Here is a 23,194-nt window from a genome sequence, read left to right as displayed (position 1 = left end):
TCGGCGCACCTCGTCGGCGCGCCGATAGCCCCCGGGGCTGAACGCTTCGCCAAAATAGATGTATTAAACATCATCTTATTGCTCTTGTAACATCACTACTTAGCGTGCATAAATGACATTCAAATAGACCCGACTCTCAATCGACGACCTCAATCGATGATCACCGCAGCGCAGCTACGAGCTGCCAGAGCCTTGCTTGGCATCGACCAAAGGCAGCTCGCCGAGCTGTCCGGACTTTCGGTGCCGACCATCCAACGTATGGAGGCGAGCGAAGGCACCATTCGAGGCAATGTCGACTCGCTCATGAAACTGATCGACGCGCTCGGCACCGCCGGCGTCGAGGTGATCAGCGAGGGCGCGGTCAGCAGCGGCGGCGGCCGCGGGGTAAGATTAAAGGCCGGGTCAGGCTCGCCGAAGGTGCAGACATGATCGCGGCGGTCACCCAGCAGATCTGGTGTGTGGCCGCGCTGCTGGGGACGTCCGCTCTCGCGATCGCAACGAGCCGATCGCGCCGATCGACAGCGATCATCTACGGCGCGACTCTTGTAATTTCGACGATCGCACTGGCCGGCGCGCTGCGCTCGCTGATCGCCCACACCAATGCGACGGAGCTGACGTTGCCGGTCGGCCTGCCCTGGCTAGGATCGCATTTCCGCCTCGATGCGCTCGCCGCATTCTTTCTCGCCGTGGTCAACCTCGGCGGTGCGGCTGCAAGTCTGTATGGGCTCGGCTACGGCAGCCACGAATCCGCGCCGGCGCGGGTCCTTCCCTTCTTTCCGGCATTCCTGGCCGGAATGAACCTCGTTGTGCTGGCCGACGATGCGTTCACCTACCTCTTGTGCTGGGAATTCATGTCGCTTGCGTCCTGGGCGCTCGTGATGGCGCACCACCGCGAAGCGGACAATGCACGAGCGGGCTACGTCTATCTCGTCATGGCAAGCTTCGGAACGCTGGCTTTGTTGCTCGCTTTCGGCCTGCTGTCGGGAGCTGGCGGCAGCTACAGTTTTGCGGCCATCCGCAGCGCCCAGCACACGCCTTCCGAAGCCGCGCTGGTGCTCTCGCTGATGCTGCTTGGGCGCCGGGTCGAAAGCCGGCCTGGTCCCGTTGCACGTATGGCTGCCGCTGGCCCATCCCGCAGCACCGAGCCATGTCTCGGCGCTGATGAGCGGCGTGATGACGAAGGTCGCGATCTACGGATTCATCCGGGTCATGTTCGATCTGCTCGGGCCGCCCAGCTGGTCGGCGGGTGTCGTCGTTCTCATCCTCGGCGGTGCGACCGCCGTGATGGGGATCCTCTATGCGCTGATGGAGAAGGACCTCAAGCGCCTGCTCGCCTACAGCACGATCGAGAACATCGGCGTCATCTTCGCAAGTCTCGGCCTTGCGCTGGCATTTCAGGCCAACGGCCTCGGCCTGGCCGCGGCGCTCGCCTTCACAGCGGCGCTGTTTCACGTGCTCAACCATTCGTTCTTCAAGAGCCTGCTGTTCTTCGGAGCCGGCGCCGTGCTGACGTCGACCGGCGAACGCGACATGGAGAAGCTGGGCGGCCTGATCCACCGCATGCCGCTCACCAGCTTCGTCTTTCTCGTCGGCTGTGTCGCGATCTCGGCGCTTCCGCCGTTCAACGGGTTCGTCTCCGAATGGCTGATGTTCCAGGCCGTCCTGCAGAGCCCCGATCTGCCGCAATGGCTACTGAAGATCATGGTGCCCGCGGTCGGCGCCTTGCTGGCGCTGGCGGCGGCGCTCGCCGCCGCATGCTTCGTCAAGGCCTTCGGAATCACGTTTCTCGGCCGCGCGCGGAGCCCGGCCGCGCAAGCCGCCGGCGAAGTCGATCGCTATTCGCTTGCCGCGATGTTCAGCCTCGCCCTGCTCTGCTTCCTCGCCGGCATTCTGCCGGGCCTGGTGATCGACGCGCTCTCGCCCGTCGCGCAGGCCATGATCGGCCACCGGATGCCGGTTCAGGCGAACGACCCCTGGTTCTCGATCGTGCCGATCGAGGAGAGCCGCAGTTCCTACAACGGATTGCTCGTCTTTGCTTTCATCACGGCCGCGGCATCACTGGCGGTGTATTTCATCCATCGCTTCGCGTCGCGCGCGATCAGGCGCGGACCGGCCTGGGGTTGTGGCTTCACCGATCCGACACCGGCGGCGCAGTATTCCGGGGCGAGCTTCGTCCAGCCGATCCGCCGGGTGTTCGGCACGTTGGTGTTCCAGGCCCGCGAGCATGTCGACATGCCTGCGCCGGGCGAACTGCGGCCAGCCCGCTTCAGGGTCGATATGCACGATCTGGTCTGGGAGCGGCTGTACACGCCGGTGACTGAAGTCGTTTGGTTTTTCGCCGATCGGCTGAACCAGCTCCAGTTCCTGACCATCCGCCGCTACCTCAGTCTGGTCTTCGCAACCCTCATCACATTGCTGCTGGCGCTCGCAATATGGTCGTGATCTCGGACATCCTCGTTCAGTTCGGCCAAATGACGCTGGTGCTGCTGCTCGCGCCGCTCCTGACCGGCGTCGTGCGTAAGGTCAAGGCCCGCCTGTTGCGCCGGAAAGGTGCGTCGATCTTCCAGCCCTATCGCGATCTGCTGCGGCTGCTTCGCAAGGAGGTCGTGCTCGCCGAAAACGCGTCCTGGCTGTTCCGTGTCACGCCCTATGTGACGTTCGCGGCCATCTGGGTCGCGGCGGCGCTGGTCCCGACATTTGCGACCGGCCTCGAATTCAACTGGAGCGCCGACCTGATCGCGATCGTCGCCCTGCTCGGCAGCGCGCGCTTCTTCCTCGCGCTGGCCGGCATGGACGTCGGCACCAGTTTCGGCGGCATCGGCTCCAGCCGCGAGGTGATGATCGCTGCATTGGCCGAGCCCGCCATGCTGCTGATGGTGTTCTGCGTCGCGCTGATTGCCGGCTCCACCCAGCTGTCGACGGTCGCGACCTTCATGGCGTCGTCCGAAGTGGGACTGCGCGTCTCGCTCGGCATGGCGATGATTGCCCTCATCATGGTGGCGCTTGCCGAAAACGCGCGCATCCCGGTCGACAACCCGGCGACGCATCTGGAGCTGACCATGGTGCACGAGGCGATGATCCTCGAGTATTCCGGGCGTCATCTTGCCATGATCGAGTTCGGCGCCTTTCTCAAGCTGCTGCTGTACATCTCCCTGATCATCTGCGTGTTCTTCCCGTGGCAGATCACCACCGAAGGCGCAGGTCCGCTGTCCTATCTGGTGAGCGTCGCCGCCTACATCGTCAAGCTTGCGATCGCAGCCTTCCTCCTTGCCGTGTTCGAGACCGCGACGGCGAAGGTACGGGTCTTCCGGGTCCCCGAGTTCCTCGGCGCCGCGCTGATGCTCGGGCTGCTCGGCACGCTGCTTCGATTCGTGTCACGGAGCTTCTGATGCACAACCTCGCCTTCGACATCGCCCATCTGCTCGCCGGCGGGCTCGTGCTGATCAGCTTCATGATGCTGTACCAGGACCGCCTGTATGCGCTGCTGAACATCTTCGCGCTTCACGCAGTGGTACTCGCGCTTTCGGTCGCCTGGCAGGCGTTCGTCCAGAACGCACCGCATCTCTATGTGACGGGGGCGATGATCGCGCTGGTCTTCAAGGCGATCATCATCCCGGTGGCGCTGCACCGGATCGTCAAGCAACTCGGGATTCATCGCGATATCGAGACCGCGGTGGGTATCGGCCTGACCATGCTGGCGGGCATGGGGCTCGTCGCCCTCTCCATGGTGCTGATGCTCCGGGTGACCGGCGCGGCCGATCCGCTGGCGAGGGAAGACCTCGCCTTCGCGCTGTCGGTGGTGCTGCTGGGATTGCTTGTCATGGTGACGCGGCGCAACGCCGTCAGCCAGGTCGTCGGCTTCATGTCGCTGGAGAACGGCCTGGTGCTGGCCGCGACCGGCGCCAAGGGTATGCCGCTCGTCGTGGAGATCAGCGTCGCGTTTTCGATCCTGATCGCATTCATCGTCATCGGCGTGTTCCTGTTCCGGATTCGGGAGCGGTTCGACACCGTCGACGTCGGTGCGCTCGATGAATTCAGGGGAGAGCGGCGATGACTGCGGCGTCGGATGCCGTCGCCTGGGTTCTGCTGATACCGATCTGTGCCGCGGCCGTGCTTGCGGCGCTGCCCGGCTACCGGCTGACCGCGGGGCTCAATATCCTGGCCAGTCTCGGCACCTTGCTGGCCGCACTTTCGCTGCTCGTGATCGAGCGCCCGCAGCCCGGCCACTACCTGCTGATCGACGATCTCAACATCGTCTTCATCGTGCTCAACACCTTCGTGGGATTCACGACCAGCGTGTTCAGCGCGAGCTATATCGCCCACGAACTCGAGACCGGGCGGCTGACGCCGGGCTATCTGCGATTCTACCATGCCATGTATCAGGTCATGATGTTCGGCATGAACCTCGCATTCGTGTCGAACAATATCGGCCTGATGTGGGTCGCGGTCGAGATCGCCACGCTGACCACCGTGCTGATGGTCGGCATCTACCGGACCCATGCGGCGCTGGAGGCCGCCTGGAAGTATTTCATCCTCGGCAGCGTCGGCATCGCGCTCGCGCTGTTCGGCACGATCCTGGTGTACATGGCGGCGCGGCCGGTCATCGGCGAGGGCCAAGACGCCATGGTGTGGACGGTGTTGGTCAGCCGCGCCGCAACCTTCGATCCGGCATTGCTCAACGTCGCCTTCATCTTCCTGCTGCTCGGATACGGCACCAAGGTCGGCCTGGCACCGCTGCACGCCTGGCTTCCGGATGCCCATGCCGAGGGCCCGACCCCGATCTCCGCCGTGCTCTCCGGCCTCTTGCTCAACGTTGCGCTCTACGCTGTGCTCCGCTTCAAGATCCTGCTCGCCGCCAATCCGGATGCGATATCGCCGGGCCCGCTGATGGTGACGATGGGGCTGACCTCGCTGTTGTTCGCAGCCTTCATGCTTTACCGCCGCCGCGACATCAAACGGCTGTTCGCCTATTCCTCGATCGAGCACATGGGCATCATCGTGTTTGCGTTCGGGATGGGTGGCCCGCTCGCCAACTTTGCCGGCCTGCTGCACATGGTGATGCACAGCCTCACCAAGTCGGGGATCTTCTACGCCGTCGGCCACATCGCACAGGTGAAGGGCACGCAGCGGATCGCCAACATTCGCGGCCTGACTGAAACCCATCCGGCGCTCGGCTGGAGTCTCGTGATCGGCGTGGTCGCGATCGCCGGCCTGCCGCCGCTCGGCATCTTCATGAGCGAATTTCTGATCGTCAGTTCCACCTTTGCACGCCAGCCGCTGCTCGCCATTCCGCTGGTTTTCGGCCTGCTGCTCGCCTTCGGCGCGCTGATCCTGCGCCTGACCAGCCTTGCTTTCGGCGAGCCGCGCGGCAATGCCGCTCCGGCGGAGGCGTCCTATTTGCCGATGTTCGCGCATTTCGCGCTGGTGCTGACCGCGGGCATCTACCTTCCGGGACCGCTGGTCGTCTGGTTCCAGCACGTCGCCAACCTCCTGGGCTAGGCGAGGGAGAACGGGATATGCCGAAATTGATCGATCTGATGCAGGCGGGCCGCAAGGTCGAACGGCATCATCCATGGCCCGCGCGCAGTGGTGGACGACGATGTCTGGCGCTCCGCCGCCAGCGCGCTCGCCGATGGCGGCTTGAGCCTGCTCGGGCTATGGGGCGAAGCATCGTGCGTGCATATGGCGATCCTCGACGACCACACCTCCGATATCGGCGTGATCAGCCTGGATTGTCCCGATCGCCAATTCCCGTCGGTCGCGGCCTATCATCCTCCGGCGGTCCGATTGGAGCGCACCGTCCACGACCTGTTCGGGCTTCAGGCCGCGGGCACGCCGGATCCCCGTCCCTGGCTCGATCATGGTCGATGGCAAATGCGTTTCCCACTCGGCGAACGTCTCGATCCGTCACCGGATGCGGCGCCTTATCAATTCCTTCCGGCCGAAGGTGACAGCCTGCATCAGATTCCGGTCGGCCCCGTGCATGCCGGCATCATCGAGCCCGGACATTTCCGCTTTACGGCGAGCGGCGAGACCGTGGTCCGCCTGGAGCAGCGGCTCGGCTACACCCATAAGGGCATCGAAGGGCTGATGGCGGGCAGCACCGTCGAGCAGGCCGCGCGGCTCGCCGGCCGGGTCTCCGGCGACAGTACGGTCGCCTATGGACTGGCATTCGCGCAAGCCGTCGAGGCCGCGCAGCAGATTGCCGTGCCGCCCCGCGCGCTCTTGCTGCGTGCGCTGATGGCCGAGCTCGAGCGACTGGCCAATCACCTCGGTGACATCGGAGCGATCTGCAACGATGCGTCATTTGCGCTGATGCAGGCACATTGCGCCGTGCTGCGCGAGGGCGTGCTGCGCGCTGCCGACGCTGCATTCGGCCACCGCCTGATGCGCGACCTTGTCGTTCCCGGCGGCGTCGCGCGCGACATCGCCAGCGACGGACCCGACGCAATCCGGGCCGCGCTCGACCAGATCCGCCGGCAGTTCCCTGCGCTGGTCGAACTCTACGACAACACCGCCTCGTTGCAGGATCGCACCGTCACCACCGGCATCGTTACCCCGGCGCTCGCCCGGCAATTCGCAGCCGGTGGGTATGTCGGGCGCGCAAGCGGCCGCAACCATGACGCCCGACGCAGGCCCGGCTATCTCCCCTATGATGGTCTGCGTTTCGAAGTCCCCGTTCTCAGCGATGGCGACGTCAACGCCCGCGTCTGGATCCGGATCCGGGAAGTCGAGCAGAGCCTTGCGCTGACGGACCAGATCCTCATCGGCCTCGAGGCCGGCCCCGTCAGAGTGTCGCTGCAAGGTGCGACCGAACCCTCCGAAGGCATGGCGGTGGTTGAAGGCTTCCGGGGCGACATTCTGGCCTGGCTACGCCTCAACGGAGATCGGATCGAGCGATGTCATCTGCGTGATCCGTCGTGGTTTCAGTGGCCCCTCCTCGAGGCAGCGATCGAAGGCAACATCGTGGCGGACTTCCCACTCTGCAACAAGTCGTTCAACTGCTCCTATTCGGGGCAGGACCTCTGAGGACCGCAGGCGATGCGCAAACTTTTGTTCCAGGGCCTGTTTCGCCAGCCATTGACCGAGCAAGCGCCGCGTCCGGACGACGCTGCGCTCGCGGAGCTCGGGGCCATGGTCGGCCGCACCGCAAGACGACGCCTCGGCCGCAGCCTCTCGATCCGCGAGGTCGATGCGGGCTCGTGCAACGGATGCGAGCTGGAAATTCACGCGCTCAGCAATGCGTATTACGATGTCGAACGGTTTGGAATCCGGTTCGTCGCCTCACCGCGTCATGCCGATGTTCTGCTCGTTACGGGCCCCGTCACCAAGAACATGCGCGAAGCGCTGGAGCGCACCTACCATGCGACCCCGGATCCCAAATGGGTCGTCGCCGTAGGCGATTGCGCCAGGGATGGCGGATGTTTTGCCGGCAGCTATGCGGTGGTTGGCGGGGTCTCGGCGGTTGTCCCTGTCGATCTCCATATTCCAGGTTGCCCTCCTTCGCCGATGGCCATTCTGCGTGGCCTCATCGGCTTGCTCGAGGCTGTGGACGCCGACGTCGCGGCAAAATGAGAGCATGCAGAGAGATGCGTTAGCGACCGGCGCCTGCTTGGTTGCGGCGATTGCTAACGCATGATCCGGAAAAGTGCGAAGCGGTTTTCCGGAAAGATCATGCTCAAACAAGGAGCTAAAGCGCGATGACGATTCAACCTGATCTCATCGCGCTTTAGCCGCTGTCGCGCAGCACCAGCTCGAAGCCGAGATCGATGCGGCGCTCGCCGCCGCGCTCCAGCACCAGCGTCGCCGCGGTGCGGCCGATCGCATCGCCATGCACGCTGATCGTGCTCAGCGTCGGCGAGATCAGCTGGCCCATTTCGAGATCGCCGAGGCCGATCACGGCAACCGGCTGGGCCGATGCAGGCCCGTCGCGCAGCAGGCCGGCCTTGCGCAGCCCCGACATGAAGCCGATCGCATGCGCATCGTTGGCCGCGAACACCGCATCGACATCGGGCAGGCGCGCATGCGCCGCCACGCTGCCGGAGTCCTTGCGGTCGAGGATCAGCCGGCGCGGCTCGGATAGGCCGCTTGCCAGCGCCTCGTCCCTGAAGCCGAACCAGCGCCGCGTGCCGCGCGGATCATCGCCGCCGATGAAGGCGAGCTGCTTGCGCCCTTGCGCAACCAGATGCTTCGCGACAGCGACACCGGCCTTGTAATTGTCGAAGCCCGCGACCGCATCGATCGGGTTGGCCGGCAGATCCCAGGTCTCGACGATCGGAATCCGCGCATTGCGCAGCAGCCGGCTGCCCTCCTCGGTCGCCGGCGAGCCGACCATGATGATCGCCTCCGGCCGACGCGACAGCAGCGCTGCCAGCACGCGGTCCTCGCGCACCGCGTCATAGCGCGACTGCGCCAGGATCACGGAGAAGCCGAGCGGTTCGAGCTTGTCGGACAGGCCCTGCACCGTGTCGGCGAAGATTGAGTTGGCGATGGTCGGCACCAAGACGCCGACCGAATTGGTCCGCGCGCTCGCCAGCGCGCCTGCGACCAGGTTCGGGACATAGCCGAGGTCGCGCATCGCCCGCTCGACCCGCGCCCGGGTCTCGGGGGCGACGAGGTCAGGCATCCGCACCACCCGGCTCACCGTGATCGAGGAAACGCCGGCGCGCTTGGCCACCTCTGAGAGGGTGGGCGCGGTACCGGACGGGCCGGTCCCGGGTTCGGTCAGGTCGGAGCTCATGGGCCGGACCCTGCACGATTCCGGATTGCCAAGCCATTATGTTAGCGCTAGCATCGCCACATGTTAGCGCTAACATGGAACAAAATGGGAGAAACGGCATGATTTCAGACGAGCAGGCCCAAGCCTACAAGCGCGACGGGGTGATCGTGGTCCCCGAGGTGCTGAACCAGGAGACGCTGGGCAAGCTTCGCACGGTGCTCGCCGAGCTGGTGGCCGGCGCCGCCGCCGTAAGCGAGCACACCGACGTCTACGACCTCGAGCCAGGCCATACGCCGGAGACCCCGCGCGTCCGCCGCATCAAGGCGCCGCACAAGGTGCACCCGATCTTCGACGAGATCGTCCGCAGCCCCGCCGTGATCTCGATCCTGACCAAGCTGATCGGTCCCGGCCTTCGCCTGCACGGCTCAAAACTCAACATGAAGTCGGCGCAATACGGCTCGCCGGTCGAGTGGCATCAGGACTGGGCGTTCTATCCGCACACCAATGACGACATCCTCGCGATCGGCGTGCTGCTTGACGACTGCGATATCGAGAACGGCCCGATGCTGGTGACGCCGGGATCGCACACCGGCAGCACGATGTGGGATCATCACGGCGAGGACGGCTGCTTCGCCGGCCTGATCGATCCGGACCAGATTCAGGACGACATCAAGCGCGCGGTCCCCTGTATAGGCAAGGCCGGCAGCATGTCGTTCCACCACGTGCGCGCGCTGCACGGCTCGGCGACCAACACATCGAACCGGCCGCGCAACCTGCTGCTCTATGAAGTGGCCGCCAGCGACGCCTGGCCGCTGATGGGCGTGAAGGACTTCGACGAATTCAACAGCCGCCTGCTGGCAGGTCCGCCGGTGGTCACACCGCGGTTGACCGACGTGCCGGTGCGGATGCCATTGCCGCCGGCCAAACGGCAGGGATCGATCTACGAGACCCAGTCGGCGGCGAAGAAGTCCTACTTCACGCGCGCCGCCTGAGACTGACTACAGTGCCCGCGGCAAGCCGCGGGCATTGCTGCTTTCAATACATAAAAAACAAAACAACGGGGAAACGAATGATCGAGATGGCAAGAGATGGCGCTCGCACATCGCGCCTGCGTGTGATCCTGGCCGCAAGCATCGGCTCCGCGCTCGAATGGTACGACTTCTTCCTGTACGGCACCGCGGCCGCGCTGGTGTTCGGCGAGCTGTTCTTCCCGAAGAGCGATCCGGTGGTCGGCACGCTGCTGTCGTTCCTGACTTTCGGCGTCGGCTTCGTGGTGCGGCCGTTCGGCGGCCTGCTGTTCGGCATCCTCGGCGATCGCTATGGCCGCAAGCCGGTGCTGGTCGCAACGCTGTTGATGATCGGCATCGGCACCACCGCGATCGGCTTCCTGCCGACTTATTCGCAGATCGGCGTTTGGGCGCCGATCCTTCTGGTCGCGATGCGCGTCATCCAGGGTCTCGGTGCCGGTGCCGAGTATGGCGGCGCGGTGATCTACCTCGTGGAGAACGCGCCGCCGAAGCATCGCGGCTTCTGGGGCGGCTTCGCGCCGCTCGGTGTCTCCGTCGGCAATCTGCTCGCCGCCGCCGCCTTCGCGCTGGTGACGATGCTGCCGCGTGAGGACCTGATGAGCTGGGGTTGGCGCCTGCCCTTCCTGGCAAGCTTCCTCCTGATCGTCGTCGGCATCTTCGTCCGCATGCGGATCACCGAGACGCCGGTCTACACCCAGGCGGTGGTCGCGCGCGGCAAGGTCGAGAGCAATCCGGCGATGGAGGCGTTGCGCCGGCACCCGCGCAACTTCTTCGTCGTGCTCGGCGCCCGGATGGCCGAGAACGGGCTCGGCTATTTCTTCCCGGTGTTTGGTCTCAGCTACGTCATCACCACGCTGGGCGTGCCGAAAGCGGAGGCGCTCAGCGCCCTGATGCTGGCCTTCACGGTCGAGCTGTTTGCGATCCTCGGCTTTGCGGCGTTGTCTGACCGGATCGGACGGCGGCCGGTCTACATGTTCGGCGCGCTGGCCGGCGTGGCGCTTTCCTTCCCGTTCTTCTGGATGGTCGGCACCAAGGAGTGGATCATGATCGCGCTCGCCTTCATCCTGGCGCGCGCCGTGGTGACGGCGGCGATGTTCGGACCGCAGGCGGCGTATTTCGCCGAACTGTTCCCGCCGCAGCGCCGCTTCGCCGGCTTTGCCTTCGCCCGCGAGCTCGGCTCGCTGCTGTCGGGCGGCCCGGCGCCGTTCGTCGCCACCGCGCTGGTAGCGGCCTACGGCACCTGGTGGCCGGTCGCCTGCTACGCGATGTTTCTGTCGGCCTGCACGGTGGTTGCGATCTGGATCGGGCCGGAGACCTATCAGGAGAACATCGCCGAGGACGCAAGCGAGCAGGCCGAGCTGCCCGCGGCGATCCCGGCGCGGGCCTGATCGGTGGCGCAGCAACTGCGCGTCCTGCAGTCGCTCTGGGCGATGGAGCGGCGGCTGGCGGACGAGAGCGAATGGCCGCTGCAAACCCAGCTCGTGATGATCCGCGATGCCGGGTTTGACGGCGCCGGCGTGCGCTTCATCGATCCTGCCTTCGCGCGCGAAGTAACGAGCTTCCTTCGCGCGCATGGCATGATCTGGCAGGCGCAATGCTATCCGAAGGGCGTCGACGACCTGAGGCCGGTGCTGGAGCTGGTCGCCGAGCTCGGCGCCGATCACGTCAACCTGCAGCCGGACATCCGGCCGCGTCGGCTGTCCGATTGCATTCCCCTTCTGGACGGCTGGCGGCGCCTGGCCGCGGAGGCCGGCGTCGCCGTGCATGTCGAGACCCATCGCGACCGCATGACGACCGACCTGTTCTTCATGCTCGATCTGCTCGACCGCTTTCCCGATCTGCGGCTGACTGCCGATCTCTCCCACTATCTGGTCGGCCGCGAATTCGCCTGGCCGGTCGACGACGTCAATCATGCGATGATCCACCGCATCCTCGACAATGCCTGGGGCATCCACGGCCGCATCGCGAGCCGCGAGCAGGTGCAGATCTCGCTCGGCTTTCCGCAGCACCAGGGCTGGGTGTCGCTGTTCATGGACTGGTGGGACTACGGCATCCGCCCCTGGCGGAAGCGCGCCGGGCCCGATGCGACCCTGACCTTCCTGTGCGAGTTCGGCCCCCCACCCTATGCCATCACCGGACCCGACGGCAGGGAATTGTCCGATCGCTGGCAGGACGCGCTGGTCATGAAGGATATGATCCGCGCGCTATGGGATCGCATCGCGAACGAGCCGCACGGCACACCATCGAGTTGATCCAGAGCAGCTGCAGCGGCATGCTACGGCGAAGCGCCACTCAGAACGCCGCGAAGCCCTTATGCGCGACCATCGGGTCCTTCCTCCTCGACGCCTCGCATGCGTCGTTGTGCTGGCCATTGCGGCCTTTGCCCAAGCGAAGGCCGCCGCGGCAGAGCTGACGCTTGATGTCGCAGCCATGTCGCGGGTCGCGGCCATCGACCCGCGCTTCCAGTCCTACAACATCGAGATGGTCGAGGTGACCGGCGGACGGTTCTGGAAGCCCTATGCCGCCGCACGGCCGGGTGCGAAGCCGGAACGGTTCGCGGCGCGGACGCCGATCAATCTGTACGATGGCAGGCTGCGCAAGCTCGCCACGGCACTCGCTCCCGCCTACCTTCGTGTGAGCGGAACCTGGGCCAACAGCACGTTCTTTGCGGATTCCGACGCGCCACCGGCTGCAGCGCCGGCCGGCTCTAAGGGTGTGCTGACGCGACAGCGGTGGCGGGACGTGATCGACTTCTCGCATGCCGTCGACGCTCCCATTGTCATGTCCTTTGCGATCAGCGCCGGCACGCGTGACGCTGGGCGGCGATGGACCTCCGAACAGGCCCGGCAGCTTCTCGCCTTCACGAAATCGACCGGCGGTCAAATCGCCGCAGCCGAATTCATGAACGAGCCCGATCTGCCGGCCATCGGCGGCGCCCCAGAGCACTACGATGCCGCAGCTTACGGCCGCGATTTTGCAACGTTCCGCGCATTCATGAAGGACGCCGCCCCTGACGTGACGATCCTCGGCCCAGGCACGATCGGCACCGGCGCGGATACAAAAGCCCTCTTTGCGGTTTCAGCGGCGGGCATCGACGCGGTCTCCTACCATCATTATGGCGCGCTCTCGGCGCGATGCTCCGGCGATCGCACGGCACAGCAGGCATTGTCGGACCAATGGCTGGCACGAACCGGCAAGACATTCGCCTTCTACCGGGCGCTGCGCGACCGGCTTGCGCCGGACAAGCCGATCTGGCTGACCGAGACCGCGGAGACCGCATGCGGCGGCAATCGCTGGGCCGCGACCTTCACCGATACGTTCCGCTATCTCGATCAGCTCGGGCGGCTCGCCAAGGCCGGCGTTCAGGTGGTGATGCACAACACGCTTGCCGCGAGCGACTACGGGCTGCTCGACGAGCGAACCCATCTGCCGCGGCCGAACTACTGGGCCGCGCTGCTATGGCGACGGCTCATGGGAACCACCGTGCTCGATGCCGGCGTCGGCGAGCAACCCGGTCTCCACGTCTATGCACATTGCGCGCGTGACCTGCCAGACGGAATAACCCTGCTCGTCATCAACAATGATCGGCGGACGCGGCGCAAGCTGACGCTGCCAGCGGCATCGCAACGCTACACATTGGCGAGCGAAAAACCTGTCGGCGGCAATGTTCAGCTCAATGGCAGCACGCTTGTGCTTGGACCTTCCGACCAGATGCCCGCCCTGGACGGCGAGCCGGCCCCAGCGGGAGCGATCGCCTTCGCTCCCGCAACGATCACGTTCCTGACCGTTGCCAATGCGGGCAACGCCAACTGCCGCTAAAGCGCGATAGATTAGATTGAATCGTCATCGCGCATTAGCTCTTTGTTTGAGCATGATCTTTTCGGAAAACCGCTACGCACTTTTCCGGATCATGCTTTAGCGATCCAACCTCGCCTACGCCGCGTCGCGGCTGACGTCGGCAGATTCCGCCGGGCGCGACACCAGATGACCCAGCATGATCGCGGTCATCAATCGCTCCATCTCAAGCCATGCAGTGACATGCGACATGGTCGGCCGGCCGCCGAGCGCGAGCTGATTGACATCGTCGACCGCGGTCAATCCGCGCGGATAGAACTCGCGGAAGATCACGCGCTCGGCCAGGCCATCGACCAGGCGGAAATTCAGCGCCTTCGATAGTTCGTTGAGGGCTTCGCCGACCAGCCGCTTGTTGCGGGAACCGATCGTCGAGAGGCGGTTGCGCAGCACCACCCACTCGAATGCCGGCTGATCATGTGCGCTGCGCTGGCGCCGCGCTTCCTCCACCATCTTCGAATAGTGGCTGATGCCGGTCACCTTGAAGTCGTTCGGATCGATGGTGCCGAGCACGTCGAAGTCGAGGAAACTGTCGTTCAGCGGCGTGATCAGCGTGTTCGCCAGCGAATGCGTGAACGTCGTCAGATAGGTGTCGTGACCGGGGCAGTCGATGACGACAAAATCGTGCGACCGGCTGAGCCGCTCGACGATCTCGGCAAGCGCGCTGCGGCCGAGCGTCTCGACCTCACTGCTTCCGCCGCTGATTGTCTCGAAGCACATATGCGCGGGGATACCGAGATCCAGCGAGGTTTCCCGCGCCCAGTCCCGCCGGTTGTCGACGTAGTGCGTCAGCGACTTCTGCTTATTGTCGAGATCGATGGTGGCGACACGCTGACCCGCCTTGATCAGCGCGATGGCGACGTGCATGGCAATTGTCGACTTGCCCGAGCCGCCCTTGTTATTTCCGACAACTATTACTCGTGCGTTTGTCATGGGAATCCATACCTGACGCTTGAGTGAAAGCAGGACGAAATTGAATGTAATGAATGGATTCGAATCTCCCTGATTCGACGAATCTCGACAAGAGTCGTCGCACGATCGCTGTGATCGAAATTGATGCGGCTGCGACAACATTGTCACAACGGCAATTCGAGCACGTATCGTGAACGCAGCGAGCGCCGCTGAGACCAGCTTCCCCGGGGGACTAGCGTCCCTGGAACACCGCGGCGCGGCGCTCGACGAACGACTTGATGCCCTCGGCCGCATCTGCGGTGTTGAGCACGCGTTCGCGGATCTGCGGGATGATCGCAATTGCCGCCTGCTCGCCGGCTTCGATGAACTTGCGGCCCGCCTCTTTCGTCACCTGGATTCCGAGCGGCGCGTTGCGTGCGATGATCTCCGCAAGCGCCATCGCGCGTTCGATCTGCTGACCGGCCGGCACGACTTCCTGCACGAGGCCGATCCGATGCGCTTCTGCGGCACTGAACTCGTCGCACAGCAAGAGGTGATACATCGCATCACCCCACCCGGCGCGGCTGATGTAGCGGAAATGCGCGCCGGCCAGCGGCGCGATGCCGCGCTTGGCTTCCATCTGGCAGAACCGGCTGTCGTCCGCGGCAACGACGATATCGCCGGCCAGCATCATCTCGATGCCGACGGTGAACACGATGCCCTGCACCGCCGTGATGATCGGCTTCCGGCACCGCTGCGACAGTCCAAAGGGATCGACGTTGCCCTCCGGCAGCGGCTTGCGGCTTGCCGTCGGACCAAAGAATTTCGGCATGTCGAGACCCGCGGTGAAACTGTCGCCGGCGGCACACAGCACGCCAACCCAGAGAGCGTCGTCATTGTCGAGCAGCGTCAGCACGTCGGACAGCTCAGCCATCATTTCCGGGCTGAAGGCGTTCTTCTTCGCCGGATTGTCGATGATGATCTTCAGGATCTGATCATGCCGCTCGTGGCGGACCCGCCCTTCGCTCGCGCTGCCCGACATCTGTTCCTCCCTGCTTCGTGACTGACAATTTTCTGAATGATGCTTGTCATCCAGATGCATGATGGTCATAATCCAGATGGAGAGTCAAACAGGGCTATGCGAAATGGGTCATTCCCAGGCCGACAAGGCCAGGAGTCGTGAGCGCATTCTGAACGAGGCTGCGACGCAGATCCGCGACAAGGGGCTCGACGCGCTCAGCATCGGAAGCCTGATGCAGCAGGTGAAGCTGACCCATGGCGGCTTCTATGGCCACTTCGCCTCGCGTTCCGACCTGATCGCCGCGGCGCTGGAACAGGCGCTGACCTTGGGCGAGGCGTCGGCGCGCGCATCGCGCGATCCCGACAAGCCGGTCAGCGTCAACTCCCTGGTGCGAAGCTATCTCAGCCGCAGCCATCGCGACCAGCCGAAGTCGGGCTGCGCGATCGGCGCGCTGATCTCCGATGTCGGCCGCGCCGACGAGCAGTGCCGCGCGGTCATGGAGCCGCACATCGAAGCCTTCATCGCCAAGGTCGCCGAGACGCTCGGCGACGATGGCGACAGCGGCGCAATCGTCGCGGTGAGCGCGATGGTCGGCGCACTCGCGATCTCGCGCGTCATCACCGATCCGAAGCGGTCCGACGCCATTCTGCGCACGGTGCGCGATGCCATCGTCGCGATGGCGTCCGACCAATGATTTCGCCCGCGCCGCGGGCAGCTTGATGGAGTGAGCCATGAACGACCGATCCGGCCTCGAGCCGACCGCCGTGCAGGGAAGCGTGCTGATTGCCGGCGTCGGCGCATCCAACGGCCTCGGCGCCGCGATCGCGCGTCGTTTTGCCGCCGGTGGCTATCCCGTCGCGATCGCCGGGCGCAACGCCGAGAAGCTCGCCGCGACGGCGGCCGAACTCGCAGCAACCGGCGCCAAAGTCATCCATGTCGTCGGCGATGCCTCAAAAGCCACGGATGTTGCCCGCTTCGTCGAGGCTGCCGGGAAGCTCGCGCCGCTGGCGATGGCCGTGCACAATGCAGGCTCCAACCGGCCGGCGCCGTTCCTCAAGGTCACCGAGCAGCGCTTCGAGGAGCACTGGCGCGAACACGCGCTCGGCGGATTCCAGCTCGCGCAAGCCGCGATCCCTGCCCTGCTTGCGCGCGGCGGCGGCACGCTGGTGTTTACCGGCGCCAGCGGCTCGTTGCGCGGCAAGGCCAACTACGCGCCATTCGCCTCCGCCAAGGCCGCGCTGCGCGCGCTGGCGCAGAGCGTGGCGCGGGAATTCGGGCCGCAGGGCATTCATGTCGGCCATGTCGTGGTCGATGGCGGCATCGAAGGCGATCGCCTGCTGAGCATGCGTCCGCAATTGAAGGACGACCGCGGGCCGGACGGGCTGCTCAACATCGCAGCCATCGCGGACGCCTATTGGGTGCTGCATCACCAGCATCGCAGCGCATGGACGCTGGAGCTCGACCTGCGGCCATGGGCTGAGTCGTTCTGACGACACGGCGCCGTCGTCGTTCTCCAGAGGAAATGGGTTGCGATCCGCCGAAATCTTGTCAGGCTGTGCGACAAGGTCCGAGGAGATCGCACCCCTATCCCGGGAGAAGGCCATGTCGCAGCCCACGCCGATCCTGCATCATTTCGATCAATCGCCGTTCTCCGAGAAAATCCGCGTCATCTTCGGATTCAAGAAGCTTGCCTGGAACTCGGTACGGATTCCCCGGATCATGCCGCGGCCGGATTTGATGCCGATGACCGGCGGCTATCGCCGTACGCCGACGATGCAGATCGGCGCGGACATCTATTGCGACACCCAGATCATCATCCGCGAGCTGGAGCGGCGCTATCCGACGCCGACGCTGTTTCCGGCAGGCAATGCCGGGATGCCCTGGGCGCTCGGCATGTGGACCGACCGGCCGTTCTTCCAGAACACGGTCACCCTCGCGTTCGGCTTCATCGGCGACAAGGTCCCGCAGGATTTCATCGAGGATCGCGAGAAGCTGCGCGGCGCCAAGTTCGACGTCGCCGCCATGGCCGCGGCGCTGCCGCAGATGCGCGACCAGTTCCGCTCGCCAATGTCGACTGGATCGAGGCGCAACTCGGTGACGGCCGACAGTGGCTGTTCGGCGAGTTCAGCCTCGCCGACGTCAGCGCCTACATGAACGTGTGGTACGCACGGCAGAGCGTCGCCACGATCGACGAGATCGTGAAGCCCTTGCCGCGCACTGCGGCCTGGGAGGAGCGCGTCCGCGCGATTGGCCACGGCGCGCGCAAGGAGATGTCGTCGGCCGACGCGCTCGAGATCGCGGCGAAGTCGCGGCCGGAGTCGCCTGTTTTCGGCGACCCTTTGGATCCGAACGGCCGCAAGCCCGGCGACATCGTCAGCGTGATGCCGGATGACTACGGCAAGATCCCGGTCCGCGGCGAGATCGTCTCGCTGTCGGCACAGCACATCGCGATCCGCCGCTCCGACGAACGCACAGGCGAGGTCGTGGTGCATTTCCCACGGGCCGGCTTCCTGGTCATGCCGGGCTGATCGCCGCAGCCTCGGCCGCAGGCCGGATACAGGCGACCTGGAAACGCTGCGTTTCGCGGCGTGACCTTGCCGATCGGCGAACAGGCAATACCTCAGCTGTATCTCCAACAGAAGGCTCCACAGCGCAGGCTTGCGGACATCTCCGCAGCAATACGACCTTTCGGCCTGCGTGCGATGGGTGGCCCGTGGCGGATGCTTCGCCACGCCGACAACTGGACTGATTGATGACGACCTCTCTCGAATTCGGGCTCGACACGTTCGGCGACGTCACCAGGGACGCAGCCGGTGCGCCGCTGCCCCACGCCCAGGTGATCCGCAACGTCGTCGACGAGGCAGTGCTGGCCGATCAACTCGGGATCGATTTCATCGGGCTCGGCGAGCACCACAGGGCCGACTTCGCGATCTCCTCCCCCGAGACCGTGCTGGCGGCGATCGCCGCGCGCACCCAGAACATCCGCCTCGGCTCGGCGGTGACCGTGCTGAGCTCGGACGATCCGATCCGCGTCTTCCAGCGCTTCGCAACCGTCGATGCGGTCTCGAACGGCCGCGCCGAGGTGATCCTCGGCCGCGGCTCATTCACCGAGTCGTTCCCGCTGTTCGGCTTCGACCTCAGGCAATACAACGAGCTGTTCGAGGAAAAGCTCGACCTGTTCGTCGAACTCCTGAAGCAGGAGCCGGTGAGCTGGGAAGGCAAGCTGCGGCCGCCGCTCAGCGGCCAGTCGGTCTATCCGCCGGTCGAGCACGGCCGGCTGAAGACCTGGATCGGCGTCGGCGGCAGCCCGGAATCGGTGGTGCGCGCGGCGCATTATGACCTGCCGCTGATGCTCGCGATCATCGGCGGCGATCCCAAGCGCTTTGCGCCCTATGTCGACCTGCACCAGCGCGCCTACCAGCAGTTCGGCCGGACGCCGAAGCCGATCGGCGTGCATTCGCCGGGCTACGTCACCGAGACCGACGCGCAAGCTCGCGAGGAGTTGTGGCCCGACTACAAGGTCATGCGTGACCGGATCGGCAAGGAGCGCGGCTGGCCGCCGATGAGCCGCGACGAGTTCGTAGCCGAGGCCGAACACGGCTCGCTCTATGTCGGCGGGCCGGAAACCGTCGCCCGCAAGATCGCGGCGACCGTGAAGGCGCTCGGCGCGGCGCGCTTCCAGCTGAAATATTCGGCGGGCCGGCTGCCGCATGAGAAGCTGATGAAGAGCATCGAGCTCTACGGCCGCAAGGTGGTGCCGATGGTGCGCGACATGCTCGCCGGCTGATCGGCGAGAGCGCGCCCACCAAAGCAAAACCCCCGGCGTTTTGGCGCCGGGGGCTCTGTTGGATCGCAGTCAGATCAACCGGGACGCAGCATGTGCATCTGCTACCGAGACAGTCGCCTCAGCCGTGCTCTCGAGTCAGAGCTTAGGTTTCGTAGAATGATAGGTGAACGGGTCCGCCCCCCATCCCCGGCCATGTCGCTCTAGCCAGCCCATTGCCACTAACTTCCGGCACGTTGGATTGACGCGCTGTATGGAACCTCCCTTGCCGAACAGCCGCTCGGCAAGTTGGCGCTCGGTGAGACCTGGCTGCTCGCGGATTATGCGAATTATTTGTTGGGCTACCGTCATGGCTCGCCAAACGTCCATCGCGGGTTGGTCCGCGTCAATGACCCAAATATGACATCGTGCGAAGAAAAAATAGCTGCCGAGCCGCAGACGCATCGCCGAACAAAGCAAAACCCCCGGCGTTTCCACCGGGGGCTCTGTTAGATCACAGTCAGATCAACCGGTATTACCAGTTGCGCTGAGCGCGGAGCAGGAGGAGAACCGTATTCTGGTCCTTCAGCTTGTAGAGAGCTGCGGGCTTGCCGATAGGAGCGCTGGGTGCCACGACCGTGCCTGCGTTCTTCTGATCCAGGTGGGTGTAGGTCAGGTCTGCCGTGAAGGTCAGGTTCTTGACGGGGGTCCACTGGGTCTGCGTACCGATCTGCGCGATGTTGTAGTCGGGGTTGCAGGTGGTCATAGCAGCTCCGCTGCCCGCAGGAGCAAGTGCGCTCCGGATCGAGCCACCGACGCCGCCAACGCCGCAGACGAGAGTCTTGGCCGTGTCGTTGTACATAACAGCGGCATAAGCACCGTAGATCGAGGTGTTCCAGTAGGGGTTCCAGTTGTGCACGTATGCACCGCGGAAGCCCCAGGTCTGAATCAGCTGCTGTTGTGTTCCGGTTGCGAACACCGAGTCGGGCGCAATGCCGAACCCTACGCTCTGATAGGCGCCAGCCAGATTGGTGCCACCATAAATGGTATTCGCACCTGCCGAACCGGCGAGGTCCTGGATGTTGTAGCGGGTCGCACCGTCCGTATACACGCCCTGCATGTTGATGGTGTCGCCCGGTCCGGTCGGGATGTTCTTGATCGACAAGGCCAACTGACCAGCCCAGCCCCACCTGTCGTCCGGATGACCGGTCAACTCGGTGCCGCCGTAATAGGCCGCATGGTTGTCATGCGCCGCGAACGAAGCCTGGAAAAGTCCCCAAGCCTGGTCGACACGCAGCATCGCGACGAAGTCCGGAGAAATCGTGCCGGCATAGTCGCTCGCGCCGAAGGGACCGGTAGCACCGATAGCGGCGCCAATCGGGCTAAGGGCGCCAAGATTGGCCACACCAGCCTGATAGTAGGCCGTCTGGTCCTGAGCCGACAGAGACAGCGACACGCCGTTGCCGAACTGAGCGGTGTAGGTGAACTGGTTCACACCAGTGATCGTACCGCCGCCGCCGACGAGACCGTCGTAGTTGTTGCCCGGATAGTTGGCCCACGGAGCCGAGAACTGCGAGACCGCCTTACCCATGGTGAAGCCGGCGAACTGGATGAAGGCGTAGTAGACGCCGACCGTACCGCCTGCAACCGCGCCGGAGTTGGCGTTGTTCGGAGCCGAAGCGGTGCCGATCGCCGAGTAGACGGTCGAGCCGTTGCCCTGGCCAGCGTAGGTGTCCGACGTCCAGGAGAACGTCGCATCGAAGAAGGTGCGGACGACGCCGTATTCGGTCGCGGTGCGCGTATCGATGTTGAGGTCTTCACGCGAACGCCAGGTGTAGCCGTTGGTGAAGCGATTGTTCGCCCCGCCGGCGCCCGAGGTGTTGCCGGTGTTGTCCGAGTTGGTGTTCACCAGAACGTCTGCGCGCAGATAGCCGCCCAGCTTGATACAGGTATCGGTGCCCGGGATGTAGTAGAAACCGGGACCATACAGGGAGCAAACCTTCACGTACTCGACCGCTTTGGCCTTGACGGGAAGATCGGCCGCCTGAGCTCCGCCGACCGCGACGAGAGCCGCCGCCGAGCCGAGGATAAGGCTCTTAACCATCTTCATGTTAAACCTCCAAGTTGCTCTATCTCAGGGAAGGTTCCGGATCCGCCGGGTAAAACACCCTCAGGTTGGTTCCCTTTGTCCCTTAAATCCCCGCTCAGTCGCTTCGCGCCTTCGGACACACCCGCATGAACGCGAGGGACTTAAGCGATCCGGGGAACCGGAGCGCCATAGTTCTAAATATCAATAAGTTATTGATTGCCAACGCTATTTGGATGCCGCTACGTACAAGGCATCGTACAAAATGGCGCTGTTAATGACGAAGCTAAGCCGGTCCCCCACGGGGGCCTATGTTGCCCGGAAGGCTATCCCGAAGGACGTTCGCTCCGAATATGCTTCTCGCTATGGCATGGCGTGGGAGGAAAAGTTCTACCTTGAACCCACGGTGGGCACGCCCGATTACAGCAAGTGTCTAGAAAGTCTGTATTTGCAAGATCAACAGCTAGCGGCCGCAGAAGAAGCGAACCGGCAAGCTCGCATCCACGAGTTTGGGCAGAGGTTGCAGCGGGCCAGTGAAGCAATGCAGAGCGCCAACCCACCTATGGTTCACTGCTCCACCATGCCCAATGGCATCGGCGGCACTAACACGACCTGCAACCAATAAGGAAAAAACGGCCGCACCGGGCTCCCTTAGCTGGGATAACCTGATGCGGCCATTGTCCGTGGGCTATGCTGCCTTCACAAGGTAGCTTGTTCGTGCCTCTGCCTCTTCCTTCTACCCTGTACATCACCCCAATCTCACGCAGCGCCGCCGTGATCTTGCTCGTGGCCTTAGCCAGCTCTTCCTTTAGGCGTCCTAGCTGCCGTTTGCTCAACGATAGTTCTCGCTGGACGTAAGGCAGTGGCACTGTTCCTGGCTTCCGGTCCCGCATGAGGCTGATAACTGCTTCATTAGCTGAGCTGCTGCGCGGCGCGTACACCTTAGGACCATCAGGCTCAAAGTCCCAAGTAACCTGGCGGATACCGGGCATGTTGAGGTGGATGTGCTCCAGCACCGTATCTCATCGTTGTGGTTAGGGTGAAGTCTTCGAGCGCCTTGAGGATGTCCTCGAACTCTCCGTTCCGGGCTTGGGACAAGATCACAGCGGCGTTGCGGTAGCTGATGATCTCGTACTTCTCCATGATCTTCGCAGGCACCAAGCGCTCAACGAGCACGCGGTCATCGGCGTTATCATTGGGGCGTAACGAAATGTCGTCATTCGCACCCTCTTCGAGCAGTTCTTCGTCGTCTTCGGGGTCCTCGCTCATAGGAACGTGCTTACCTGATTCTCACGCTCTGCGCGTATGCCAACGCCCATCCACAGGCGCTCAATGGGGCATCGCCAACCGGAAGCTCAACGGGCGCCTGTTGCGAGAGCCGCGCGAGAAGACGAGTGACGGCCGTAGGGTGCCGTGTGTCTCCACGAGGAGCCCTAGCTTGCCCACGTGAAATAATGAGATCAGGCGCGTGCCTGGCTCAGCGATCAGGCTTCGCAGGATGATACGTGAAGGGGTCCGCCGCCCACCCTCGGCCGTGCCGCTCCAGCCAGCCGGCTGCCACCAACTTTCGACACGCTGGATTGACGCGCTGTATGGTACCTCCCTTGCCGAACAGCCGCTCGGCAAGTTGGCGCTCGGTAAGACCTGGCTGCTCGCGGATTATGCGAATTATTTGTTGGGCTACCGTCATGGCTCGCCAAACGTCCATCCCGGGTTGGCCCGCGTCAATGACCCAAATATGACATCGTGCGAAAGAAAAAATGGCTGCCACGCCGCAGACGCATCGCCGAATAAAGCAAAACCCCCGGCGTTTCCACCGGGGGCTCTGTTAGCC

The 23,194-nt window shown here is 64.2% G+C and carries 20 protein-coding genes and 2 pseudogenes; 17 read left to right on the top strand and 5 right to left on the bottom strand.

Annotated features, from left to right (window positions below):
• Positions 1-156: 156 nt before the first annotated feature.
• From ACVWW1_RS42730 to ACVWW1_RS42700, 7 genes and pseudogenes are all read left to right on the top strand, one after another.
• The gene (locus ACVWW1_RS42730; RefSeq protein WP_176532878.1) at positions 157-429 is read left to right on the top strand and encodes a helix-turn-helix domain-containing protein; all 273 of its coding nucleotides are present in this window, start codon (positions 157-159) and stop codon (positions 427-429) included.
• A pseudogene (gene hyfB, locus ACVWW1_RS42725) lies at positions 426-2,442 on the top strand (hydrogenase 4 subunit B). Before ACVWW1_RS42730 ends, hyfB begins: the two are co-directional and overlap by 4 nt.
• Positions 2,433-3,389, top strand: a complete 957-nt coding sequence (locus tag ACVWW1_RS42720) for a respiratory chain complex I subunit 1 family protein (protein WP_176532880.1) — start codon at positions 2,433-2,435, stop codon at positions 3,387-3,389. Before hyfB ends, ACVWW1_RS42720 begins: the two are co-directional and overlap by 10 nt.
• Complete coding sequence (locus ACVWW1_RS42715) at positions 3,389-4,054, top strand: hydrogenase-4 component E (protein ID WP_456660015.1); 666 nt, start codon at positions 3,389-3,391, stop codon at positions 4,052-4,054. The genes ACVWW1_RS42720 and ACVWW1_RS42715 overlap by 1 nt, the downstream gene beginning before the upstream one ends.
• Positions 4,051-5,499 carry a hydrogenase 4 subunit F gene (locus ACVWW1_RS42710; protein ID WP_456660014.1) on the top strand — a complete coding sequence of 483 codons (1,449 nt, stop codon included), beginning with the start codon at positions 4,051-4,053 and terminating at the stop codon, positions 5,497-5,499. Before ACVWW1_RS42715 ends, ACVWW1_RS42710 begins: the two co-directional genes overlap by 4 nt.
• 17 nt (positions 5,500-5,516) lie before the next feature.
• Positions 5,517-7,029: pseudogene (locus ACVWW1_RS42705) on the top strand (hydrogenase large subunit).
• A gap of 12 nt (positions 7,030-7,041) precedes the next feature.
• Positions 7,042-7,575, top strand: coding sequence for an NADH-quinone oxidoreductase subunit B family protein (locus ACVWW1_RS42700; RefSeq protein ID WP_207835934.1), 534 nt, complete (start codon positions 7,042-7,044; stop codon positions 7,573-7,575).
• A 154-nt stretch (positions 7,576-7,729) separates the two neighbouring features.
• On the opposite strand, the gene ACVWW1_RS42695 is transcribed toward ACVWW1_RS42700, so the two are convergent.
• The gene (locus ACVWW1_RS42695; RefSeq protein WP_456660013.1) at positions 7,730-8,740 is read right to left on the bottom strand and encodes a LacI family DNA-binding transcriptional regulator; all 1,011 of its coding nucleotides are present in this window, start codon (positions 8,738-8,740) and stop codon (positions 7,730-7,732) included.
• Between the two features lie 98 nt (positions 8,741-8,838).
• Here ACVWW1_RS42695 and ACVWW1_RS42690 point away from each other — a divergent pair, with 98 nt between their 5' ends.
• From ACVWW1_RS42690 to ACVWW1_RS42675, 4 genes are all read left to right on the top strand, one after another.
• Positions 8,839-9,711, top strand: a complete 873-nt coding sequence (locus ACVWW1_RS42690) for a phytanoyl-CoA dioxygenase family protein (RefSeq protein ID WP_456660012.1) — start codon at positions 8,839-8,841, stop codon at positions 9,709-9,711.
• A 77-nt stretch (positions 9,712-9,788) separates the two neighbouring features.
• Positions 9,789-11,135: an MFS transporter gene (locus ACVWW1_RS42685; protein WP_456660011.1), complete on the top strand. Its 1,347-nt coding sequence runs from the start codon at positions 9,789-9,791 to the stop codon at positions 11,133-11,135.
• Between the two features lie 3 nt (positions 11,136-11,138).
• Positions 11,139-11,999, top strand: coding sequence for a sugar phosphate isomerase/epimerase family protein (locus ACVWW1_RS42680; RefSeq protein WP_456660010.1), 861 nt, complete (start codon positions 11,139-11,141; stop codon positions 11,997-11,999).
• Positions 12,000-12,108: 109 nt separating this feature from the next.
• Entirely contained in the window at positions 12,109-13,566 is a 1,458-nt protein-coding gene (locus ACVWW1_RS42675; protein WP_456660009.1) for a hypothetical protein, read from the top strand.
• Positions 13,567-13,680: 114 nt separating this feature from the next.
• On the opposite strand, the gene ACVWW1_RS42670 is transcribed toward ACVWW1_RS42675, so the two are convergent.
• Together ACVWW1_RS42670 and ACVWW1_RS42665 are read right to left on the bottom strand one after the other, a co-directional pair.
• Positions 13,681-14,532, bottom strand: coding sequence for a division plane positioning ATPase MipZ (locus tag ACVWW1_RS42670; protein ID WP_456660008.1), 852 nt, complete (start codon positions 14,530-14,532; stop codon positions 13,681-13,683).
• Positions 14,533-14,743: 211 nt separating this feature from the next.
• Positions 14,744-15,532 (bottom strand): crotonase/enoyl-CoA hydratase family protein, encoded by a 789-nt coding sequence (locus ACVWW1_RS42665; RefSeq protein ID WP_456660007.1) that lies wholly within the window; start codon positions 15,530-15,532, stop codon positions 14,744-14,746.
• 103 nt (positions 15,533-15,635) lie between these two features.
• On the opposite strand from ACVWW1_RS42665, the gene ACVWW1_RS42660 reads away from it, so the two are divergent.
• From ACVWW1_RS42660 to ACVWW1_RS42640, 5 genes are all read left to right on the top strand, one after another.
• Positions 15,636-16,205, top strand: coding sequence for a TetR/AcrR family transcriptional regulator (locus tag ACVWW1_RS42660; RefSeq protein WP_176532891.1), 570 nt, complete (start codon positions 15,636-15,638; stop codon positions 16,203-16,205).
• A 37-nt stretch (positions 16,206-16,242) separates the two neighbouring features.
• Positions 16,243-17,001, top strand: a complete 759-nt coding sequence (locus ACVWW1_RS42655) for an SDR family NAD(P)-dependent oxidoreductase (RefSeq protein WP_456660006.1) — start codon at positions 16,243-16,245, stop codon at positions 16,999-17,001.
• A 112-nt stretch (positions 17,002-17,113) separates the two neighbouring features.
• Complete coding sequence (locus ACVWW1_RS42650; RefSeq protein ID WP_456660005.1) at positions 17,114-17,665, top strand: glutathione S-transferase N-terminal domain-containing protein; 552 nt, start codon at positions 17,114-17,116, stop codon at positions 17,663-17,665.
• Positions 17,590-18,039 carry a glutathione S-transferase C-terminal domain-containing protein gene (locus tag ACVWW1_RS42645; protein ID WP_456660806.1) on the top strand — a complete coding sequence of 150 codons (450 nt, stop codon included), beginning with the start codon at positions 17,590-17,592 and terminating at the stop codon, positions 18,037-18,039. The genes ACVWW1_RS42650 and ACVWW1_RS42645 overlap by 76 nt, the downstream gene beginning before the upstream one ends.
• A 224-nt stretch (positions 18,040-18,263) precedes the next feature.
• A complete protein-coding gene (locus ACVWW1_RS42640; protein ID WP_173641427.1) occupies positions 18,264-19,298 on the top strand; it encodes an LLM class flavin-dependent oxidoreductase in 1,035 nt (344 codons plus the stop codon).
• Between the two features lie 511 nt (positions 19,299-19,809).
• Here ACVWW1_RS42640 and ACVWW1_RS42635 read toward each other — a convergent pair.
• Entirely contained in the window at positions 19,810-21,384 is a 1,575-nt protein-coding gene (locus ACVWW1_RS42635; RefSeq protein ID WP_456660004.1) for a porin, read from the bottom strand.
• A 241-nt stretch (positions 21,385-21,625) separates the two neighbouring features.
• On the opposite strand from ACVWW1_RS42635, the gene ACVWW1_RS42630 reads away from it, so the two are divergent.
• Positions 21,626-21,985 carry a hypothetical protein gene (locus tag ACVWW1_RS42630; protein WP_456660003.1) on the top strand — a complete coding sequence of 120 codons (360 nt, stop codon included), beginning with the start codon at positions 21,626-21,628 and terminating at the stop codon, positions 21,983-21,985.
• A 332-nt stretch (positions 21,986-22,317) separates the two neighbouring features.
• Here ACVWW1_RS42630 and ACVWW1_RS42625 read toward each other — a convergent pair whose 3' ends face one another.
• On the bottom strand, positions 22,318-22,629 hold the full coding sequence (locus tag ACVWW1_RS42625; protein ID WP_456660002.1) for a hypothetical protein: 312 nt from the start codon (positions 22,627-22,629) through the stop codon (positions 22,318-22,320).
• Positions 22,630-23,194: the final 565 nt, after the last annotated feature.

The organism is Bradyrhizobium sp. JR3.5 (assembly GCF_054057015.1).
Note: the sequence above shows the minus strand (reverse complement) of the source record. Positions and strands in the feature narration are given on the sequence as shown.

Coding starts and splice junctions, on each gene's coding strand:
- ACVWW1_RS42730 (WP_176532878.1), top strand. CDS start 157: ATGATCACCGCAGCGCAGCTACGAGCTGCCAGAGCCTTGCTTGGCATC.
- ACVWW1_RS42720 (WP_176532880.1), top strand. CDS start 2,433: ATGGTCGTGATCTCGGACATCCTCGTTCAGTTCGGCCAAATGACGCTG.
- ACVWW1_RS42715 (WP_456660015.1), top strand. CDS start 3,389: ATGCACAACCTCGCCTTCGACATCGCCCATCTGCTCGCCGGCGGGCTC.
- ACVWW1_RS42710 (WP_456660014.1), top strand. CDS start 4,051: ATGACTGCGGCGTCGGATGCCGTCGCCTGGGTTCTGCTGATACCGATC.
- ACVWW1_RS42700 (WP_207835934.1), top strand. CDS start 7,042: ATGCGCAAACTTTTGTTCCAGGGCCTGTTTCGCCAGCCATTGACCGAG.
- ACVWW1_RS42695 (WP_456660013.1), bottom strand. CDS start 8,740: ATGAGCTCCGACCTGACCGAACCCGGGACCGGCCCGTCCGGTACCGCG.
- ACVWW1_RS42690 (WP_456660012.1), top strand. CDS start 8,839: ATGATTTCAGACGAGCAGGCCCAAGCCTACAAGCGCGACGGGGTGATC.
- ACVWW1_RS42685 (WP_456660011.1), top strand. CDS start 9,789: ATGATCGAGATGGCAAGAGATGGCGCTCGCACATCGCGCCTGCGTGTG.
- ACVWW1_RS42670 (WP_456660008.1), bottom strand. CDS start 14,532: ATGACAAACGCACGAGTAATAGTTGTCGGAAATAACAAGGGCGGCTCG.
- ACVWW1_RS42665 (WP_456660007.1), bottom strand. CDS start 15,532: ATGTCGGGCAGCGCGAGCGAAGGGCGGGTCCGCCACGAGCGGCATGAT.
- ACVWW1_RS42660 (WP_176532891.1), top strand. CDS start 15,636: ATGGGTCATTCCCAGGCCGACAAGGCCAGGAGTCGTGAGCGCATTCTG.
- ACVWW1_RS42655 (WP_456660006.1), top strand. CDS start 16,243: ATGAACGACCGATCCGGCCTCGAGCCGACCGCCGTGCAGGGAAGCGTG.
- ACVWW1_RS42650 (WP_456660005.1), top strand. CDS start 17,114: ATGTCGCAGCCCACGCCGATCCTGCATCATTTCGATCAATCGCCGTTC.
- ACVWW1_RS42640 (WP_173641427.1), top strand. CDS start 18,264: ATGACGACCTCTCTCGAATTCGGGCTCGACACGTTCGGCGACGTCACC.
- ACVWW1_RS42635 (WP_456660004.1), bottom strand. CDS start 21,384: ATGAAGATGGTTAAGAGCCTTATCCTCGGCTCGGCGGCGGCTCTCGTC.
- ACVWW1_RS42630 (WP_456660003.1), top strand. CDS start 21,626: ATGGCGCTGTTAATGACGAAGCTAAGCCGGTCCCCCACGGGGGCCTAT.
- ACVWW1_RS42625 (WP_456660002.1), bottom strand. CDS start 22,629: ATGAGCGAGGACCCCGAAGACGACGAAGAACTGCTCGAAGAGGGTGCG.